General features: G+C 48.2%; 21 protein-coding genes. 3 read left to right on the plus strand and 18 right to left on the minus strand.

Annotation, left to right across the window (positions count from 1 at the left end; all coding sequences use genetic code 11):
• Nucleotides 1–15: 15 nt before the first annotated feature.
• The 10 genes from ACZ5NL_RS02140 to ACZ5NL_RS02185 all read right to left on the minus strand — a co-directional run bounded on the left by ACZ5NL_RS02140 (nucleotide 16) and on the right by ACZ5NL_RS02185 (nucleotide 8,776).
• Nucleotides 16–819, minus strand: a complete 804-nt coding sequence (locus ACZ5NL_RS02140) for an OB-fold nucleic acid binding domain-containing protein (RefSeq protein WP_464842694.1) — start codon at nucleotides 817–819, stop codon at nucleotides 16–18.
• Nucleotides 816–1,184, minus strand: a complete 369-nt coding sequence (locus ACZ5NL_RS02145; RefSeq protein WP_464842696.1) for a replication protein RepA — start codon at nucleotides 1,182–1,184, stop codon at nucleotides 816–818. Before ACZ5NL_RS02145 ends, ACZ5NL_RS02140 begins: the two co-directional genes overlap by 4 nt.
• A gap of 1 nt (nucleotide 1,185) precedes the next feature.
• Complete coding sequence (locus ACZ5NL_RS02150; RefSeq protein WP_464842698.1) at nucleotides 1,186–2,247, minus strand: OB-fold nucleic acid binding domain-containing protein; 1,062 nt, start codon at nucleotides 2,245–2,247, stop codon at nucleotides 1,186–1,188.
• Nucleotides 2,248–2,364: 117 nt separating this feature from the next.
• Nucleotides 2,365–2,937, minus strand: a complete 573-nt coding sequence (scpB, locus tag ACZ5NL_RS02155; RefSeq protein WP_464842700.1) for an SMC-Scp complex subunit ScpB — start codon at nucleotides 2,935–2,937, stop codon at nucleotides 2,365–2,367.
• A gap of 35 nt (nucleotides 2,938–2,972) precedes the next feature.
• Nucleotides 2,973–3,323 (minus strand): antibiotic biosynthesis monooxygenase, encoded by a 351-nt coding sequence (locus tag ACZ5NL_RS02160; RefSeq protein ID WP_464842702.1) that lies wholly within the window; start codon nucleotides 3,321–3,323, stop codon nucleotides 2,973–2,975.
• Nucleotides 3,324–3,369: 46 nt separating this feature from the next.
• Complete coding sequence (locus ACZ5NL_RS02165) at nucleotides 3,370–4,332, minus strand: hypothetical protein (protein ID WP_464843530.1); 963 nt, start codon at nucleotides 4,330–4,332, stop codon at nucleotides 3,370–3,372.
• A gap of 5 nt (nucleotides 4,333–4,337) precedes the next feature.
• On the minus strand, nucleotides 4,338–5,360 hold the full coding sequence (locus tag ACZ5NL_RS02170) for a hypothetical protein (RefSeq protein WP_464842704.1): 1,023 nt from the start codon (nucleotides 5,358–5,360) through the stop codon (nucleotides 4,338–4,340).
• A gap of 81 nt (nucleotides 5,361–5,441) precedes the next feature.
• Nucleotides 5,442–6,218: a TrmB family transcriptional regulator gene (locus tag ACZ5NL_RS02175; protein WP_464842705.1), complete on the minus strand. Its 777-nt coding sequence runs from the start codon at nucleotides 6,216–6,218 to the stop codon at nucleotides 5,442–5,444.
• A 108-nt stretch (nucleotides 6,219–6,326) separates the two neighbouring features.
• Entirely contained in the window at nucleotides 6,327–8,144 is a 1,818-nt protein-coding gene (locus ACZ5NL_RS02180) for a PEP-utilizing enzyme (protein ID WP_464842707.1), read from the minus strand.
• Nucleotides 8,057–8,776 carry a PEP/pyruvate-binding domain-containing protein gene (locus tag ACZ5NL_RS02185; RefSeq protein ID WP_464842708.1) on the minus strand — a complete coding sequence of 240 codons (720 nt, stop codon included), beginning with the start codon at nucleotides 8,774–8,776 and terminating at the stop codon, nucleotides 8,057–8,059. The genes ACZ5NL_RS02180 and ACZ5NL_RS02185 overlap by 88 nt, the downstream gene beginning before the upstream one ends.
• Before the next feature lie 112 nt (nucleotides 8,777–8,888).
• Here ACZ5NL_RS02185 and ACZ5NL_RS02190 point away from each other — a divergent pair, with 112 nt between their 5' ends.
• Nucleotides 8,889–9,851, plus strand: coding sequence for a 4Fe-4S dicluster domain-containing protein (locus tag ACZ5NL_RS02190; RefSeq protein WP_464842709.1), 963 nt, complete (start codon nucleotides 8,889–8,891; stop codon nucleotides 9,849–9,851).
• Nucleotides 9,852–9,883: 32 nt separating this feature from the next.
• Here ACZ5NL_RS02190 and ACZ5NL_RS02195 read toward each other — a convergent pair whose 3' ends face one another.
• From ACZ5NL_RS02195 to ACZ5NL_RS02225, 7 genes are all read right to left on the minus strand, one after another.
• Complete coding sequence (locus ACZ5NL_RS02195) at nucleotides 9,884–12,238, minus strand: hypothetical protein (RefSeq protein ID WP_464842710.1); 2,355 nt, start codon at nucleotides 12,236–12,238, stop codon at nucleotides 9,884–9,886.
• Between the two features lie 138 nt (nucleotides 12,239–12,376).
• Complete coding sequence (locus ACZ5NL_RS02200) at nucleotides 12,377–13,168, minus strand: SDR family oxidoreductase (protein WP_464842712.1); 792 nt, start codon at nucleotides 13,166–13,168, stop codon at nucleotides 12,377–12,379.
• A gap of 41 nt (nucleotides 13,169–13,209) precedes the next feature.
• Nucleotides 13,210–14,031 carry an MBL fold metallo-hydrolase gene (locus ACZ5NL_RS02205; protein ID WP_464842714.1) on the minus strand — a complete coding sequence of 274 codons (822 nt, stop codon included), beginning with the start codon at nucleotides 14,029–14,031 and terminating at the stop codon, nucleotides 13,210–13,212.
• A gap of 2 nt (nucleotides 14,032–14,033) precedes the next feature.
• Nucleotides 14,034–14,942, minus strand: a complete 909-nt coding sequence (locus tag ACZ5NL_RS02210) for a hypothetical protein (protein WP_464843532.1) — start codon at nucleotides 14,940–14,942, stop codon at nucleotides 14,034–14,036.
• Nucleotides 14,943–15,004: 62 nt separating this feature from the next.
• On the minus strand, nucleotides 15,005–15,451 hold the full coding sequence (locus ACZ5NL_RS02215) for a NifB/NifX family molybdenum-iron cluster-binding protein (RefSeq protein WP_464842716.1): 447 nt from the start codon (nucleotides 15,449–15,451) through the stop codon (nucleotides 15,005–15,007).
• Nucleotides 15,452–15,747: 296 nt separating this feature from the next.
• Complete coding sequence (locus ACZ5NL_RS02220) at nucleotides 15,748–16,326, minus strand: NifB/NifX family molybdenum-iron cluster-binding protein (protein WP_464842718.1); 579 nt, start codon at nucleotides 16,324–16,326, stop codon at nucleotides 15,748–15,750.
• 115 nt (nucleotides 16,327–16,441) lie between these two features.
• Entirely contained in the window at nucleotides 16,442–16,813 is a 372-nt protein-coding gene (locus ACZ5NL_RS02225) for a NifB/NifX family molybdenum-iron cluster-binding protein (RefSeq protein ID WP_464843533.1), read from the minus strand.
• A 71-nt stretch (nucleotides 16,814–16,884) separates the two neighbouring features.
• Between ACZ5NL_RS02225 and ACZ5NL_RS02230 the strand changes: the two genes are divergently transcribed.
• Nucleotides 16,885–17,745 carry a P-loop NTPase gene (locus ACZ5NL_RS02230; RefSeq protein WP_464842720.1) on the plus strand — a complete coding sequence of 287 codons (861 nt, stop codon included), beginning with the start codon at nucleotides 16,885–16,887 and terminating at the stop codon, nucleotides 17,743–17,745.
• A 5-nt stretch (nucleotides 17,746–17,750) separates the two neighbouring features.
• A complete protein-coding gene (locus ACZ5NL_RS02235; protein WP_464842722.1) occupies nucleotides 17,751–18,638 on the plus strand; it encodes a nucleotide-binding protein in 888 nt (295 codons plus the stop codon).
• On the opposite strand, the gene ACZ5NL_RS02240 is transcribed toward ACZ5NL_RS02235, so the two are convergent.
• Nucleotides 18,630–19,583 carry a radical SAM protein gene (locus ACZ5NL_RS02240; RefSeq protein ID WP_464842723.1) on the minus strand — a complete coding sequence of 318 codons (954 nt, stop codon included), beginning with the start codon at nucleotides 19,581–19,583 and terminating at the stop codon, nucleotides 18,630–18,632. The two genes, ACZ5NL_RS02235 and ACZ5NL_RS02240, sit on opposite strands and share 9 nt — an antisense overlap.
• Between the last annotated feature and the right edge of the window lies 1 nt (nucleotide 19,584).

Genomic DNA, 19,584 nt, shown 5'->3' on the forward strand with positions numbered 1-19,584 from the left:
ATTTAAAAGAAAAGGCTATTCGAGTATTTGATAATAACCGACCTCAGGCTCAAAAATTTCTCCTTCCGCAAGAAGGACCCTAACTGCGTCCTCAATTGTCTCCGGATCGTACTTATCTTGAAGCTTTCTCTGGATGAACTTCAATGAAACTGCAGTGCCCTTTGATCTAAGTATCTCTAACACGGCCTTCTTGACCTCTTCAAGTTCTTTACTAACTTCTGCAGATTCTTCCTCAAACAGTTCCTCCTCAAAAGCTGCCTCTTCGGCTTTTTGTTCCATTATTATGCTGTAAAGCTCATCTATTGTAGTGAGCAAATCTTCACTTATCCCCTTGTTCTTTGCAATAACCTTAGCCTTTGCGGTAATTCCATATGTATTGTATATCTCAAACGCTGTTCTGGCTTTTTTGATGTGCTCAACTTTGTCTCTAAGTGCCTCGTATCGGTGCAGTATCCACATGTTGGGATCAACTTTGCTAACTCCCTCGACTAGTATTTGCTTGTCATCTCTCCACTCGGCTATTTTTCCAATTAACTGAACCATGTCCCCCCTCTTTACCAGGCGAACAAACTTTGTGTCGTCTCTAAATCCAAGAACCCATATCACTCCAGTTCCGTCATCTACTTGGAATTTTCCATAAGTTTCATCTTCCGCAATTATGGGCTCTCTAACTACAGTTCCCACTATCTTTGCCCTATACACCTTTCTTGCATCCTTTGTGATAAGATAATTTGGTTCAAAGTCCCCCTCGCTCTTAACATAAAACCCCTCCAAGATATCCTTTATATAAACCCTTGTTGAAGGTAGCCTCTTTTTCATTCTAACCACCACACAAGAGCGTTTTCAAGTTTGGGCAAGAGTTTCTTCTCGAGTTCTTGAATTTCCTCAAGGTATTCCAGATTTACATTGCTGAAATCTTGAACCACCTCTCCGTAGATGTGCACCTTCTCATTCCTAATGACTCTGCCGATAACTCTAACCATTTGTCCAATTTTTGGCAAGATATTTTCCTCACATTCAATCGCAATCACTCCAGTCCCGTCATCAAGCCAAAAGATATAGTCTATTTTGTCAACTTTAACAACCTTACCGACCAGTGAAACCCTAACATCTTCTGGGGTTATATCTGCAATTTTCTTTTCAACCGCAGGTTTTCTCCTTCTAACTTGGGGAACCTCTTCCATCTCACTCTACCTCCTTCAAGAGCTCTCTCCTGACCTTTTCAATTTCTCTTTCGTACTCAACCTCATCCCATGAGGAGGCCTTCAATATAAGCCCTAAGAATCTGTCCTCAACGACGTTTCCCCTGATGATTATCTCTTTTCCGAGAACATGGTAGAACTCTTCCTCTGCCAACTTTCTTCCAGCCTCTCTCATGGTTAATCCAGAGTTTACAAGCTCTTTAAGCTTCTCACTAATGTCCTCCGGCTCAGCCCCAAGAATCTCCACTACATCGTCTCCGAAGAGGGTAACTCTTATGTAGCCTGTTGAGTCATCGAGACCAAAGTCCAGTATGGTAGCTTTTATAGGTTTAATCTCACCGTGCTCTATACACACCCAAGTCTCCGTTGCTGGGTCGTAGTCCACTTTTCGTCTACATTGAGGACATGCATCATAAGCTATAACCCTGTAAAGCTTCGCTATTGTACCCCTAACTTCGACAAACTTTTCTCCACCCATTAAGTCCCCTATACTTTTTCTAGTGTAGTTGTAGCTCCTGACTTCCTCAATTGGTGGGATTTCCTTGACCCTTGGATCTTCAGGGTTTATTATAACTCTGCTTCTGAAGTTAACATGAAGCTCTGGAAGGCCTCTTAGGCTTTCCCTCACATCTGCATTTATGATCTTGACCACTGTACCGGGCTGGATTTCATTATAATACTTTGCAATCTCGGAATCCCACAAAACAACTCTTGCTCTTCCAGTGTTATCGTAAATTAAAAGAGCAGCAACTCTTCCCGTTGAGCCATCCTTTTTAGTGTATTCTCTAACAGGATACTTGCGCAAAACTCTACCGACCACGTTTATGTTCCTCATTCCAGGAACCAAATCGGATATATGAATTAGAGTGGGTTCCTCTTCTTCAGTTTCTACTCCTAGCTGCTCTGCCAAAAGAAGCGCGGCTGCATGTTCGGAGATTTCATTAGTCTGAGCTATCTCCTTGATTTTACGCTCTATTTCCTTTAGGCTCATGCCCGTTTTTTTCCTTATCCTATTCACAATCTCCTCTTTTGTTATAACCGTCATATACACTCACCTGAATAGTAATTCGCAGAACAGGTATTTAAAGTTTTTGAATCTTCAATAGACCCTTAAAATTTCTTCATAGTGCAGAAAAAGAAAAACGAGGGGTATAAGAAATTACTACTCCACGTTTTTCTCTTCTTGTTGCTTCTCTATTTTTGCTATCAAGTCGGAATATTCGGCATGAACAACCTTTTTAAAGGCTTCCTTTATTATCAATGGGTCGTTTTCTGGAAATCCATAGAGTTCTGCAAACTTTTGGGTTGTTCCAAGGATTTTAGTCCTCTCATAGGGTTCTGCATAAATGAGGCCCATTTCCAATAGGTGTTTTATGTGCTCATAAGCTTGGCTTCCCCTGAGCTTTACCAGTTTGCTCTGCTCTATTGGCTGGAGGTAAGCTATCAAAGCGAGAGTTTTGAGCTCTCCAGTTCTTAGATCGGGCTTTGGCATGAGATGAATAACCCTCTGGGAGTATTCTTGTTTAACCTGCATCACGTATTTATCGCCGAGAACCCTTACAACTTCTATGGCGCTTTTCCTCTCAGCATATTCGGCCGCTATAAGCTCAATAAGTTTTTCGAGATAGTCGAGAGACTTAATCCCAAGGGCCTTGGAAAGCTCTTTAACACTTAACGGTCGTCCCGCAACAAACAGGGCAGCCTCCACTAAGGCCTTATCCTCTATTAGTCCCATGATAATCACCTAAGGGCAGTTTTCGGATTAACTCATTATTGTCTTTTCTGTTTTATATCGCTTTCGCATCCTCCCATCACTTTTTCGTAGAAAATCCAGTAATGCTGAACATATTTTTCTTTCTCCAGCAAGAACTCGTCGTCCTCCGGATAGTACTTGGCCAGCTCGGGGTTCTCGCCGGCGAACTTTCTTATTGACTCCCACGAGTCCCAGATGGTTACGAGAAGGAAGTGGGTCTCGTTTTCCTCGTCCCTCCTCGTGAAGTAGAGCTTCAGGAGGCCATCAACCGAGCCGTAGTCCGGGACGGCCCTCTCCACCAGAAAGCGCTCGTAGGCGTCGCCCTTCTCTCTCGGCACTCTGCCGTGCCAGAGCCTCATAATTGCCATACTTAACACCTCCACTATATAACCCACTGACCTATAAAAAGGTATCTCATTTTGTCAGTGCCCATCTGGTGCTCCTGAAGAAACTTACGAGCCCGATCACGGCTCCAGAGAGCCAGAGGGCTGCAATTATCACGTACTTCAGCTCATGGATGGAGAGCTCCATGGTGGAGAAAGCAACCCCCGAGAGAGTCCAGACGGCTGAAAACACGGCCAGCCCTCTCAAGGAGGGAGCAACGATACGATCCACCTCTGCTCCCCTTGACTTCTTGAGTGCCCTGTAAAGGAGAAAGCCCGTGAGGGCATAGAGAAACCAGATGAAGGCCTGAGGCCCAACCCCTGGTATTGCTTCCCTCTTTATTCCCAAGCCGAGGACAACGTAATACATCAGGAGGAGAGGGATGAGAGCCTTCAACTCCCCCACGGTGGGCAGGAGGTTGTCCAGGTCTTCTCCCTCATAGTGCCTCCTCCACCACCGCACGAGGAGGAGAACTACCGTTAGTGTAGATGTGAGGGACAGGAAAGAGTGGAGCGGTGACGGGGAGTTTGAGCTTTCCAGGACCCCCAGGATGAAAGCAAAGAGCAGGGGCCGCTTTAAAACAAACTTCGGGAGTAGATTTCTCCCCGATGTCATCAGCTCGGCCACCCCGAGGGGCATCATGAAGGACATGAACGGGTGCCAGAAAAATACCACAACGAGGAGCTCAAGGACGCTGATCCCTCCCACCTGGATGGGAGACTCCCAGTCGGGATTCCACACTATCTTCGTGATGTACGTTTCATAGAGACCAAAGATAACACCCGCGAGGTAGAGCGTCTCGAAGCGCGGCCTCCCAAAGCGGTAAACTATGGACGCCAGAACGAGCGCGTGGAGGCCGTAGAGTGGAAGAATGACGAGAATACCCCAGGGAGAGAAGAACGGATAAAGGGTCGCTCCCAGTGCTACCTCGCCGAAGAGCGCCGAAAGGGAAGCGAGAATGAACCAGAAGGCGTATCTTTTTTGCGGCTTCATCTCGATCACCCTTTATGGTTCGGGAGAATTTTAAGTGTTCTCCCCACGGCGCAGCAGAAAAGGAAAATCCCAAGGGCAACACCCGGAACCCAGGAGATGACTACCAGGGGCACGGATTTTGGTAGCAAATAAGAGGCAAACGCAACCACAAATCCCAAGAACGCAAAAACCCTCCAAGGGACCTCCGGGAGAGGTTCTGACCTCTCTGAGTGGGGCGATTTGAGGTCGAGGTAAAGAAGGGTTCCAAAGAACAGGTACAGAATCCACACTCCCACCTGCTCCCTCAGCGGGGGCAGACCCCCGGGGAACAGATAAAATCCGAGCAGGGCGTACATCAGGAAGAAAAAGGGAAAGATAACCAAAATCTCCCGTTTTGTGGGTAAAAGCTCTCTGAGACCCAGACTAAGGCCCTTTCGCCTCCATAACCACACCACCGAGACTATGAGTGCCCACGAGAGGGAGGGGGAGAGCAGGGAGACCAGCTTTGAGGGGGAGTTGACGGCCTGATTGATCGCGCAGGTGTATATAAAGAATAGGAAGAGACCCCCTCTAAGTGCCCTTCTCTCAAGAATGGCTCGAATCTTGGGCGGGAACCCGGAGAGTATTTCGCGGGAGTCCGTGAGATAGGCCTCACTGAGCACCAAGGGGAGGGTGAACGACATGAGGGGGTGCCAGAAGAACACGAGTAAAAGAAACGGGACAACAGAGATTCCGAGAAACTTTGGTTCCATGCCCCAGCCCGGGCTCCAGAGCATTTTAGTGCCGTAAGCCTCGAAAAGCCCGAAGAGTTGGCCGGCAAGAAAAAGGGTGTAGAGGTCAACTTTCCTCTTCCGAAAGGCTATATGTGAAAAAACCAGTACGTTCAGGGTGTAGAAGGGGTAGGTCACGAGGATTCCCGAGGGAGTGAAGAACGGGAAAGGCGTCGAGGCAGTCACGACCTCGGCGAAGTAAGTTGACAGCGCCCCAAGGATTAACCAGAAGACGTATCTTTGAAGTTTCTTTGGGCTTTCCCTAGCGGTGGCTGGCATCGGAACTCCCACTCAATATTTGTCCTGGAGTACTTAGGCTTTTTCGGTGTTGCTGGTTATCATGCAATAGCTGTTGTGAATTCAACGCTTTTCTCTAATGAGGTGCAAGAGTACGATGCGCTGGAACGTTGGAATAAAGGGCATAGTCACCAAGATTCCTTTCAGGAAGCCGGCCTCTTCATAGATCATTAGGGATTCCCTCGAATCCGCAATTAGGAGTGCTTTGGGGGCGTATGTCTCTCCTCCAAACAGCGACCGGGCGAGGGAGTCCCTGAAGTCGCCAGCCTCGTTAAGGTTTTTGAGGTTCACCTTTGCCACCTCAAGCCCTTCAAGGGCCTTTGGCGTCTTCCCGCCCTGAGGGAGGATAACCTTGACATCAACACCACGCTCTCTAGCCTTCTTCAAGGCCCTCGCGAACTTTCGGGAGAACCTCCCCTCCGTAAAAGCCGCCATAACTTCCTTTTCGGCCCTCATTATGAGCTCTTCCCCCTTCCCTCTGATGTTCCACTCTCCCTGAAGGTACCAGACCGGGGACCACTCCTCCTCTCCTTTCTTCCCGCTCTTAAGTGAGACAATGACTTCCTCCGCCGACTTTATGTACTCATCCCTTAAGGCCGCTATGACTTTCTCTGGCTCAACCGCCCGGAAGAATGCCGGCTTTCCCTCACTGATGTCAACGAAGCCCTTTTTGTGAAGCCCCTTGAGGACATCGTAGACCTTCGGTCTTGGAACTCCGCTTTCTCTGGCGACTTCGCTCGCCTTTGATGGACCAAGCAATGCTAGGGTGGCATAGACCCTCGCCTCGTATTCCGTCAGGCCGAGGCGCATGAGGTTTTTGAGGAGTTTGTCGTCAAGCATTACCACTCACTTTTTGGTTTTTGTTTTCATCCTTTAATTACTTCACGCATCTGCGAGATTAGGATGATGGTGGTTAGGAACAGTAAAGAAGCCGTCAAAGTCCATTTTTCACTCCTCCAGGAGGAAAACCAGTCCCCTCGTTCCGTCAACCCTTACTCTCATGCCGTCTCGAAGAACCTTTGTTGCACTCCCAGTCCCCATAACTGCCGGGATTCCGTACTCCCTTGCAACTATGGCAGCATGGGACAGTGGCCCACCGGTGTCAACGACAACTCCTGCCGCGAGCCTGAACAGGGGAGTCCATGCGGGAGTCGTGTAGGGAGCCACAAGTATGTCCCCCTGTTTGAGCTTGTGGAACTCTGAGGGGTTTGTTATCACTTTCACAGTTCCCTCAGCAATTCCAGGACTTCCCGGGAGTCCTCTCAGTACAGCCTCTCCTTTTCCGGTACTTTCCAGGAGCAACTGAGGGTTAATGAAGGGCCTGTTCTTAAGCTCATCCCATCTCTTCTTTCTCCGCTGAACCTTTTTCTTGAGCTCTCCAATTCTTTCGTCAAGCTCGTCAACGGTAAGGTAAAACACGTCCTCAGGGCTATCGAGTGCCCCTCCTCTGCTCAACCGCTCGCCGACGTGCTTTAAAATCCTCTTTACCCCGGGTATTGTCTTCATCGCGTAGAACCTCGTGTTCTCACGAAGTCTGTGGAGCTGGCGGGCGTTTTCAAGGCTTCTCAGGAAGGAGTTCCTGAAGGGCCACCTTCCAAGGAACGAACCCGAGAGAACCCTATCGAGTACCTCCTGGAACCTGTTGCAAGATTCGTTTTTTCCAAGCTCAGCCGCGGAGAGTCCCTTTATGATTCCTATTACAACCTCTGGGTTTTCACTCCACGTTCCGCGGGATATTAAAGCGGAACCTGCGGCTTCCCTGTGGCCGTACTTCTCCAAGAACCTCCAGAACCTTTTCAAAAACTCCCTCCCCACTGGGATTTCTGGAAGGCGTTTTAGTATCTCGCCGGGCTCGTGGTTCTCAAAGAGGGCTCTTAGCTCGGGCTGGCTTCTGACGAGTTGGGCAAGCTTTTCAAGCTCTCTGTTGGCTTCGGTAACCTTTGTGTCCACACAGGTAAAGAGGAGAGTTGAGGCGTGTTCATCCATGCGGGCGAGCTTCAGCATGAGGCGCACTTTAAGGTACGAGAAGGCAATGCCGGGCAGATAGTGTTTTCTAATCTCCCCGATTAGGGATAGATTTGAGAGAAGGTCCTTTAAGTCCCTTTTAAGCTCCCCCATATCGAGGTTTTCAAAATCTTTGGAGTTTATGGCCTCAATCCTGTGCAGGTATTCATTCAGGAGAGGACCCCTTTCCCATTCCAGTGGTTTGTATTTCAGTGCAAGCCAGAGGGCTATAAGGGGCGCTCCGAGAATGCGGAGTGTGGGTCTCACCCTGAAACGGGGATTAACTTCCACCGCAATCCCATCTTCTATAACGAATATCTCGTCTATAGTCGGAACGCCCATTCCAAAGTAGCGCGCAACCTTGCCCACAGCGTTTGAAAACAGGGCCCTTATCCATTCAAGGTCCATTGGGTACGGTCTTTCGGGCACGATCTCGGCCAGCGTCCTTATCAGCGTTCTTGTAAGCCTGCCCATCCGTGGCAGGGGCTCAGGCAGGGTGGTTATCGGCCTGGCCTGGAGGATGAAAATTTTTCCTGCCTCCATCGCCCACTCAATGTCCTGAGGCCTGCCAAAATGTTCCTGAATTTTTACCCCGAGTTTGGCCAGCCTTTTCAGGATACCCTCGGTGAGTACCGGTTCTCCGGGTTTTATGCTTTTCTTCCTTCCAGCCCCTATCACAACTTCTCTTCTTCCGGGGCGCTTTTCAACAACCTTCCATCCAAACCGCGTTTTTCTGAGAACGTAATGGTCGGGAGTAACCACACTCCTGAAACAATGGCCTCACCGAGACCGGGGCTGGCGTTTATGATCACCTCGTCCCTCCTTCCAGTAACGGGATTGGCCGTGAACATAACACCCGAAACCTCTGCCCTGACCATCCTCTGCACAACAACGGCCATCTTGGCTGATTCGTGGGGAATGCCCATCTTCTCCCGGTATTCTATGGCCCTTTTGCTCCACAGTGACGCCCAGCATCTCTTAACAGCGTTGAGAAGCTCTTCCTTTCCCTTTACGTTGAGAAAAGTCTCGTGCTGGCCGGCGAACGCGGCGTTCGGAAGGTCTTCGGACGTTGCAGAGGAGCGAACCGCGACGGATGGGAAACCCATTTTTTCGTAGGCCCTTATGATTTCGTTGGCCACATCACCGGGTATTTCGGCCTCCAGAAACGCTTTCTGGATCCTCTCCACTTCAACTGGCCTCTTTTTGAGAGCTTCCCTGAGTATTTCCTCAAGCCCTGTTCTTTTGATGAATGCATCATAAGCGTGAGTTGTTATCACGAAGCCCTCTGGCACGGGGAAGCCTGAATTCACCAGCTCACTGAGGGACGCCCCCTTCCCGCCCGCTATGTTAACGTCCTCTTTTCTCACACTCGCAAGGTCTCTGATGTACTCCATGATACCACCCTTAATCTTGGATCCGATGCAGAACTATAAAATTTATGTAACCGAAGTAGTTACAATATCCTTTTATTCTTTCCTCTCCACAGTCCCTTGAAGGTGGGTCCTTATGAGCCTCAAGGCAGAGCTCGCGAGAAGGTTTGTCTATACCGTCTTTCCGGACGTAAGGAAATTCACTGACGTAAAGCCGGCTTTCGAGAACTTCCCCAATTCTCCAGAGGGCCGGCTAGTGCCCGAGGTGGTCGCTTTATATGGTAAGCCAGGGATTCACATTCTCAAGATGCTCCTCGTCCTGCCCTACCTCATTGGCACCGCCTACTACTCCAGAAAATGCGTCACAAGCGTGAAGAGAAACCCCCGGCGGGGCAGGAAGAAAGCAGGAGATAAGTTTTTCGAGGAGCTTGAGGGCTATGCAAAATCCCTCGGTGTTTCAAAGGTCGGCTACACGAAGCTAACCCCCGAGCGGGTCTTCTCCAACAGGGCCGTGCTCTTCGAGAACGCCATAGTGCTGATAGGCGAGATGAGGAAGGGCGAGATCTCAAAGGCCCCCGGCGTTAGAGCGGGCATCGAGGTGTGGAGGACATACTACCGCCTCACCAAAGCGGCCTACAGGATAGCGGAGTGGCTGAGGGAGAGGGGCTACAGAGCCCAGCCCGATCCGGCCGTTGGGGGAAGCACAAACTTTCCCCTGCTGGCCCAGAAGGCCGGCCTCGGGGGGATTGGGAAGCACGGACTCTTGATAACCCCGGAGTACGGGCCGAGCGTGAGAATCACCGCTGTCTACACCGACCTTGAGCTCCACTACACGGACGGAGGGGCGAAAGAGCACGCCTGGATTCTCGATTTCTGCGACCACGGCAACGCCTGCGTTAGGGCATGCCCTGCCCAGGCAATCTACCTTAAGCCCAAAGTCCTTGAGAACGGGGCGGAGGTGCACGTGGACTACAAGAGGTGCGCCGTGGTATTCTCCAGGACGCTAGGCTGTTCGGTCTGCATAAAGGAGTGCACCTTCACGAAAAGCGACTACGAAAAGATAAAGGGGGCCTACGAAAGGCTCAGCGATAAAAAATGAAAGGGTGCGGGAGATAACGTCCGGTTCATCCTTCACTTGTGCTTCTCTTCCTCGTTTATGGTTATTCCCGGCCAGTCGAGGATTCCGTACTTTGGACTCCCGGCCAAGCTCAGTGTACTTCTTGCATCGAACTTTCCGTCGATCCCTATCAGCTTTACAAAGGCCGCCTGGCTGTCTTCTCCCGTTTTGGGGTCCCTCAGCGTCAAAACCTCTATTATGAGCCTGTCCAGGGAGAAGTGTGGTATATAGTAGGGGTTGATCATTTTGTTCGTGCCATTGTGTATATCTTCCTCGCTTATGGTTATGAGTACCTCCGGCTGCTCGCTTCCCATCATTGTGCTCTTGCCTAGTTTGATGACTATCTTTATCTCGATCGTTATAGGCCCGACTCTTGATGGGCCGAAAGGATCGTAGGGGCCAGGGGAACCTATGCTCTCATTTATCATGAGCGGCGGAATCTCAATGGGGTTGTAAGGCCCTGGGGAGCCAATTGTGTCGTTGTAGACCATCCCAAGACTCCCGAAGTCCGATGCCGGGGCCAGTATCGAGTCCCTTCTTTCCATGGGGTAGCCCCACGGTGCGTTCTCGAACTTGCCCGAAACCCGTTGCGGGTCGGGGAAGGTCGGCGATGGCTTCAGGAGGTCTTCTATGGTCTTCCCGGGGCCGACAGCGAACGTTTGCGTGGGGATGACTTCTTCAACAACCACTGTCTCTGGCGTTACCGTGACGTTGATGGCTATTACCGAGTAGTTCCCGGGTTCGAGGTAGCCCTCCTGGGGCTGACGGTAAACGATGTAGGGTGGTATGTCCTTAGTCTCCCAGGGCTCACCTTTTTCCGGCTCGACTACAAGCATGTTCTCCGGGTCTGGGATCAGCCAGTCATCGGGTGGGTAGCCGCAGTCGCTCCTGACAGCTTCGAACTTTATGTAGACCGCATCCTCCGAGACCTCAGGGAGTATTCTCCTGCAGGTGTTACCCTTTGCGTAGGGTATGTAAAGGACGGCCTCTCCATCGAGGGGTGGAAGTTCAAAGGATCCTCTGCTCATGTCGGCCCTGTGGATGATCTCCCCCGTCCTCGGGTCGACGACTATCGCGGTGTTGAAGTCTTTGGTGGCTATTTGATACGTCCCCGGTGGGACGCCTATGACGTTACAACTCCAGCACTCGGGCCCAAAAACTCCCGTCGCTGAGAGCTTTGCGACCTCCTCTTCGCTGAGCTTGGTAGGCTCCGTATAATTATCCACAACGAAGAACGTGCTCTCTGTCGGGTAGGGGCACGGGTTGAAGGGCGGAGCGGGGGTTAGGATTACCTCAAAGGGGTTCTCGGGGGGTATGAGAATGCACCCGTTAACGCCGTCTACAGTGTAAATGCCCCCTACTTCAAAGTCCACTTTCACGGGCTCTTGAGGGGAAAACTCCATAATATTGAACTTCTTCTTTATATCTTTTATGATAACCTTTCCCGACGGCGTGGTTACCCTGAAGGTTGTGGGTCTGTCCCTTGAGAGGACGATGCTCGGCACTGCCCTTTGCTCGATATCCCTTCTTCCCTCGCCGATAATGGCCCCAAGGTCGCTTGAGGGTTGAATTATGTGGACTCCAACCACTTCCTTGTTCCCGATGAGCTTTTTCGTTGCCTCGGCCATCTCCTCTCCTGTGAGCTGCTGGGTAAAAACTGCGTCCGAATGCACCTCAAACACCATGGAGAGGACCGGTCTCCCACTGTTGTCCCTGTAGTACTCCTCCAGAGGGGCACCTTCGCTAAAGGCATCCCAGTAGCTCTTTTCCACAGCAACTGCAGTGACAAGGTTCCTCATTGCCATTGCCTGCCTGAACCTTATGAGGGACGCGTTGATGAGGTAGCCGAGCTTAAGGGTCTTGTTGTCCGTATTTTCGGCAAGCTCCATAAGGGCGGCGAACTCATCATCTGGGGTCACTATCCCCGGGCTCTGCATCATCGTATCCAGAGACGCCCCGAGCTTCTCCAGAAGCCCCTTGCTGTATTCAATGTCGTCGTTGTAGAACTCTATAATACTAACCATCTCTTCAAGCCACTTCTCAACCTCTTCCTCGGTCATGTTGCCCCAGAGTCCCTTGGCGGGGGTTTCTGTGGGCGTCTCTGTAGGTGTTTGTGTCTTTGTTTCTGTTTCCGTCTTTGTCTCAGTGTCAGTTGGGGTTTTTGTGTCCGTTATCGGGCTCTCCGTTTCTGTCTCTGTTTTGGTTTCTGTTGATGTTGTAGTTTCTGTTTCGGTCTTTGTTTCTGTAACGGTTTCTGTTGGCCTGCTGGTGGTTTCTGTTTGTACGCTCTGGTTTATGCATCCAGAGATGAACGCTCCAAGCAATACTACACTCAAAAGCAGGGCAAAGCCTGCAAACCTGCCTCTCATACTTTCACCATCTTTTTTCACACGGCGACAAAAACGTCAAAAAACCATGTGATTATATTTAATAGTAAGTTGTCAAACTATAAAACACTTTCGTTTAAAAATCGAATTAATGGTAAAAAGAAAAGTTTAATATGACAACTAAAATACCGAGTTCAACCTCCCTCCATCGACCGGAATCATGGCACCGTTTATGTAGCTTCCAAGATCACTAGCGAGGAAGGCAACGAGGTATCCTATCTCCTCGGGCTCTCCGAGCCTTCCGAGCGGTATTGGCTTCGCGTACTCTTGGAGAGCCTCCTCGACGGTCTTTCCTTCCCTCTTAGCTCTGTCCTTCGCCAGCTGTATCATTCTGTCCGTCCTTATTATGCCCGGCATTATACCGTTCACGGTGATGCCCTTCGGGCCGAGCTCTTTGGCGAGAGTTCTCACTAGGCCGGCCATGGAAATTCTAACCACGTTGCTGAGGGCTATGTTCGGTATTGGCTCCTTTATTGCCACGCTCGTGGAGTAGACTATCCTGCCGAAGCCCTTCCGCTCCATGGCAGGGACGAGGGCCTTAGTGAGGTAGACCGCCGGATAGAGGAGTAGCCTAACCGCTCCTTCCCAGTCCCCCATGTCCATCTCCATGAAGTAGCCGGGCTTTGGGCCGCCTGTGGAGAAGAAGAATATATCCGGCTCGCCGATGTTTTTCAGCTCCTCAACCGTTCTCTCAAGATCTTCGCGCTTCGTTAAATCCGCAACGATGTAGCTGACCTCTACATTGCTCTCGGCCTTTATCTTCTCCCTCGCCTTTCTCAGGTTCTCCTCGCTCCTCGACAGCAGAATTACGTCCGCTCCTGCCTTTGCCAGAACCCTCGCGACGCCGAAGCCTATGCCCTTGCTTGAGGCCGTAGTGAAGGCTAATTTTCCAGAGAGATCTATGCTCAACATGGGGACCACCATAATTAGAGAATACTCATAGGATAAAAAGGTTAGTGGACAAATTTGACCTCTTTCCCTACGTGTAAAGGCTCTACTTTGCTCCCAAAAGCAGACGCAAAGGCACAAATCCCATCAAACCCTGTGCAGTGGCCAGGATAGAGTTTCTCAATCCTAAAGAGATTAATGCCTTTAACGGCATCTTCCAAGATATTCCTCTTGGCTCCAGTTAGATGGAATCCACCTACCAGAGCAAAAATTGGCTTATTCATGAGTTTCATTGAGTGATTCACTATGTTCAAAATTCCACTATGGCCACAGCCGGTTATAACAACTATTTTATCTCCAATCTCAATGAGCAAGGACATATCGTCCCTTAGTTGATCTTTTACCAGTCTTTTCCCATCCACGATATAGCCAACTGCCCTATCCCAAGTCGTTCTTTCTATCTCACCGCTTGTGTGCATTCCTTCAAAAATCTTAACTGGTTTTTCTTTTAGTATAAAGTTGGCTCCAAGTCTCTCTAGATGCTCTTGCGAAAATGGAATCCCAATTTCCCTGCGCTTTGGTTTTAGGGCAATCCTTCTTAAAAATATATCCGGATGGGCGTAGATGTCTACAGAACTTTTTCTCGCTTTTAAAAACTCCTCTAATCCTCCCGTGTGGTCGTAGTGACCGTGAGTGAGGAATACTGCATCAATCTCGTCGGGAGAGATATTGAGAGCCTCCATATTGTGGAGCAAAACAATGCCGTCTGTGCCTACGTCTACCAAAATATTCTTTTCGCCGTGCTTCACAAAAAGAGAAAAACCATGGGTCCCAAGAAGGCCCTTTTTAAATCCTGCATGATTTTCAAATAGCACCAGCATCTCCATTTTCATCCCTCAAAGGGAAGTTTGCCAAATTCCACTTCCAGCGTTTGCGTTGTTCTCCAGATAAAAGCCCCTTCCCCTTTAAGAACGTGCTTTCTCATGTCTCCCTGTGGAACCCCGTTAGCTTCATAAATCATGCTCTGCAGATCTGGGTCGTTATACAGGACTAAAGTTGGCCCTAGTATGTTAAGAAGATTCTCTGCAACATATCTGGAACCCAGCACTGTAATTCTGCCCCTCATGGGCTGAGTCAATAGAGGAATTGCCGCACTTCCAGGAGTTGTGTAGAAAAGCACTGCAGCATCATCGATTCCAATTAACGTGCTCCTTCTATCTTTAACCGCCGCCGCGAGGATTAGAAAAGCCATTCCCACGGTGCTTATACTGTAGGTTTTTCCAAAGTCCACCAAAATGCTCTTGCCAAGTTCTGGAGGTTCCCCCTCAAAAAATGTCTCATCGAGGGAAGTGTAGACCTCCCTTATAACTTCTCCGTATTGTTCCTTTGACTTGGCAGCATCTGCAACACTCTTAACTTTACCCCCTAAAATGTCGGCGTAGAGTTTGTCGGTAAGAGAGCGATCCAACCCATATATGGTTTGAATTATCGTCGCCGCAGTGTAAAAATCCTTCAAGAGGCCTTTTTTAACCATCTTTATAGGGTCAAGGCCTGTGGGCTTATTGTCCTCTATTCCTATTATGGTGTCGAATTTCTCCTTGGGATACTTCCCCCTCGTATCAAAGAAAATCAGTCCATACTCTTTTTCCAGAAATTGGTCTCCAATGTAGTCTATAACCCTCGTGGGGTCATCATCTATGCCGAAAACCTTTAGAGTTCTGCCATGGTAAACTGGGTCGTAGTATATCTCCTTCTCTTCATACTCCAGAATCTTTACAGCAAGTTTGCTGTACTTCATAAGGCTCACCAAAGAGAATAGGAGAAAGAAGTATAAACGGCTTTCCCTTAGAAGTTAAGAGATCACCACCTTCCTTGTCCTCTGCCTCTCATTCCCTGACCTTTCCCCAAGCCTCTCCCACCTCCCATACCATACCCTCTACTTCCTCCACCTCCTTCAGATCCAAATATAGCCTGGGTTAATTCCCCTCTCAGAAATGCTCTTACAGCCTCCTCTACCCTCATTGTGGGGGGAGCTGAGACAAACTTTATACCTGAAGCTTGAAGCACTTGGGCGGAATTTGGTCCAAATTGTCCAGCTATCACAACGTCTGCCCCTTCATTTATGCAAAACTGAGCCGCTTGAACCCCAGCACCTCTAGGAGCACTCGCGCCCGGATTTGGAACCACTTTAACGCTCTTTATTTCACCGTCTTCAATCTCAACTATCGTAAAGGTTGGAGTTCTCCCAAAGTGCTGGTTGACAAAATCGTCTAAACCTCCATTTACAGTTGCAACTGCTATCCTCATCTTACCACCTCCAAACAAATTAGGAAAACCGAATTTAAAAAATTTTGCATAAGCTCAAAAAAATCTGCCTGGCCTTGGCTTCAAAAGATCCCTAACGACAAAAATAACTAAAAAGCCCAATGCATAGGGCAAGGCCACCAAGAAGAGCTTCACCAAAAAATATAGCACTCCAATCAAAAGAAGCAAATCTAAAATACTATAAAAGCCTTTAAACTGAGAATTTAACAAATTTCTGCGATGACGTCCTCCAAATACACGCGCCATTTTGCGTCCTCCAAAAATTTAAAAGAAAAAGTTCACCACCAGCCAAAATACCTAGAAAGCCAGCTCCTTCTATTTGGCATTCCTGTCCAAGGGCAATAACCTAACCCTGCTCCCCATCCTCTTCCTCCTCTGCCCCATCCACGTCCAAATCCTCTGCCAAAACCTCTACCTCTACCCCATCCATACCCATAGGGTGGATAAGAGGGGGCTGGAGCTGGACCATATGCCGGGGGATTTGCCGGAACTACTGGAAGGTAAGTTTGTTGTGCTACCTGTTGTGTTTCCCCTTTAATTACCTTTTCCACAGCTTCCTTAATGGGGGTTCCAGCGGGGAAGAGATAATAGGCTATTCCCGCGGCTTGGAGAGCTCCCATGGCATTGGGGCCTACTTGTGGGGCTATTATTGTATCCACCCCTTCGTTTATTAACATCTGCACAGCCATTGGGCCTGCTCCGCCACCAGCATATGCGGCTTGGTTCTGAATTACCTTTACGTTCTTTATTTCTCCGTTTTCAACATCAACTATTGTGAAAACTGGTGCCCTTGCGAATACAGGGGCAATTGTGTCTTCCAACCCTCCACCATTTGCACTTGGTATTGCAATCCTCATACCTCTCACCTCCTTCTATTATGTGCATATGCACAAAAACTTAAAAGTTTTTCGGTTAGCCTAATTGATAAGAGTGAAGTAGCCAATACACACATATTTTATTTAGATTCCTCCCTCAAATTTCCTCCAAGAGTTCTTCAAAGTGTTCAATAACTCTCCTGATGGCACTTTCTAAATCCCGAGTTCTTGTGAAGAACACAGCCTTTTTACCCTCACCTCTCACTCTAAGAAAATTCGGACCCATTCTAAATGCCGCAAGGACGTGCACGTCATCCAGCTGATCCATCACAGCTTTAAACTTTTTTGGGTCTCCATGCCCCTCGTCATGCTCTTTCATATGTTTAGCCTTGTTTGGTCTCCGTTCTAGAAATTTAAAGCTACCGTCTTCACAAATTTCATAGATAGCAAAGAACTCTGAATCCCCATAATGGGCACCGGTAAGGGTATTATCATCTTCCATTCCGAATGCTATCTTTAAGCACCTCACTTTTACCACCAACATAGCATATGCACAAAATTTTTAAAGTTTTAGGTTCCCCTAACTGTGGAGGTGGAGGGATGCAGATAGCCGTAAGTGGAGGTAAAGGCGGAACGGGAAAATCAACGGTAGCAGTTAACCTTGCGATAGCCCTACGGGAATATTTTGACTTAGCCTTGGCGGACTTAGATGTCGAGGCACCGAATGATCACATCCTCCTTAAGGTTGAGTTGCAGAACGAGGAACCGGTTAACATGTTCATGCCGCGCTTTGAGTATTCGAAATGTATAAAATGCAGAAAATGTGCAGAGGTTTGTGAAGAAAACGCAATAATCACAATGAAGGATGGAACCCCTTTCCTTATGCCCACCCTATGCTCCGGATGCAGGGCTTGCGAGATAGTCTGCCCTGTTACGGGAGCAATATTGAAAGGAGAAAAGCTTATGGGACACACCTACCTCACCGAGACACCCTATGGATTTCCTTTGGTTACCGGAAAACTGTTAGAAGGAGAAGAGCGAGCAATGCCTATTGTAACTGCAGCAAAAAAGAGAGCCGCTTCCCTTAACAAGGAATTCCTACTTGTAGATACTGCTGCAGGCACAAGCAACACTGTTTCCAAGGCATTAGAGGATTCAAAGCTTCTCATAGCAGTTACAGAGCCCACTCCATTGGGTCTTCACGATTTGGCCCTTATCCTTGAGCTTGCTAAGCTTATGGATATAGAAGCGTGGGTTGTTATCAACAGAAGCGACCTTGGAGAAAAGGATGGAGTAAAAAGGATAGCCCAAAGATATAACGCCGAGATAGTTGCAGAAATTCCATACAGTGAAGCTATTATCAGGAGTTATGTTAAAGGAGAGCCTATAGTTCTAACCGATAAAAAAGAAGCGGAGATCTTCAAAAACCTTGCTGAGAGAATAGCCAATTATTTGGGGTGATTAAAGTGCAGATTGCAATAGCAAGTGGAAAGGGTGGTGTAGGAAAATCAAGTGTGGCTGCCTCACTCATATACCTCCTCAAAGATGAATACTCCCTAATAGCGGTCGATGCTGATGCCGATGCTCCAAACCTCGACCTACTCTTTGGGGTTGAAAAGTGGGAAGAGGAAAAAGAGCTCGTAGGTGCAAAAGTCGCAAGAATAAACACCACCACCTGTGTAAGATGTGGCATCTGCGCCGAAAGATGCCCTTATGACTGCATAAAGATCGTTGATGGAAATTATGTGGTTAATGAACTAACATGCGAAGGCTGTGGAGTTTGTAAGCTTGTATGTCCTGTGGAGGGGACAATCACTTTAGAAGAAGTCCGTTCAGGCATAATTAGAAAAACAACAACCAAATATGGCTTTCCATTAATTTCAGCCCAGCTTGACGTAGGAAGGCCAAACAGTGGGAAACTTGTTACAGAAGAAAAAGAATGGGCAAAGAGAATTATGAAAGAGCAAAACCTAGAACATATGATAGTGGATTCTGCAGCTGGAATAGGATGTCAGGTGATAGCAAGCCTTGGTGAAGCAGATGTAGCACTCCTTGTGGCAGAGCCCACCCCAGCATCTCTAAGTGACGTGAAGAGGATTTACAAAGTTGTCCAGCACTTCAGAGAGCCAGCATATCTTATAATAAACAAAGCCGACTTGAATCCAAGCTTCAGAGGGCTGTATGAATTTGCTGAGGAAGAGGGAATACCAATAATCGGTGAAATACCCTACGACAGGGCGATCCCACAGAGTATGACAATGCTTAAACCGGTAGTGGAGGCGTTTCCCAATTCCAAAGCATCAAAAGCCCTCAAAGAAGTTGCAGAGATCATTAAAGAGCAAATTTTAGGATAACTCTCGGCTCTTTAATTTTCTCATATAGAACCTCTTTCCTTCGTATTCTAGTTCTACTAGCTTTTCCTCTGCAAGAAGCTTCTCAATAACGTCCCACCCAGCACCAGCTTTTTTCAAAAGCTCCCTTATAGCCTCTTCGCGCATTGGATGAACCGCAGTGATGCTGAGTATGTCTTCCTCCACGTTTCCAGTAAACGCAAAGGCATTCCCTTCATATCCTATAAGGTATTCAACTCTCTCTTCTCCGATAGCATTAGCAAACGCCTGGAAAGCCAAGTTAATAGTTCTCTCCTCAGCAGGTCTGACCCATTTTTCCCATGGAGGCCTAGTAGGAACTGCTATATAAGCCACATCTGGCCTTAATTCCTTTAAAAAATCAGCAATTCTCTCAAATTCATCCCCATAGATTACTCCATCTATAAGCATGGTCTCAGTTACAAGTTTGCCCTGGAACTCTTTCCTGAACTCCAGCATTCCCTCAAGGATTTTATCAAGTTTCAGGCTCTTATGAGGCCTGTCTATTTTTCTCCAGAGTTCTTCAGTCACCGCGTCAAGCTTTAAAGAAACGAAGTCAAGTCTTAGGAGGTCCTCCCTAACATCTTCCCTCCATATAAGGGAGGAGTTTGTCAAAATAGCCAATGGAATATTGAGAGATTTTAACATTTCTATTTCCTCTCCTAAATTTGCATCAAGGGTAGGTTCTCCGTCAGGCACAAATGTGAGGTAGTCTATATGTTCCCCTTGCTCTTTAGCCTCCCTGACTTTCTTCTTAACTTCTTCAAAAAGGAATGCAGGAGAGTAAAAAGTCCTCCTTTCAACTTCCATTCTTAGAGTTCTTCCAATCTGACAGTAAACACATGCATAGGAACAGACTTTATCAGGAATGTTATTTATTCCCAAGCTCTTGCCCAGTCGTCTTGAGGGTACTGGACCAAAAGCTATCATG

This window comes from Thermococcus aegaeus (assembly GCF_055393685.1).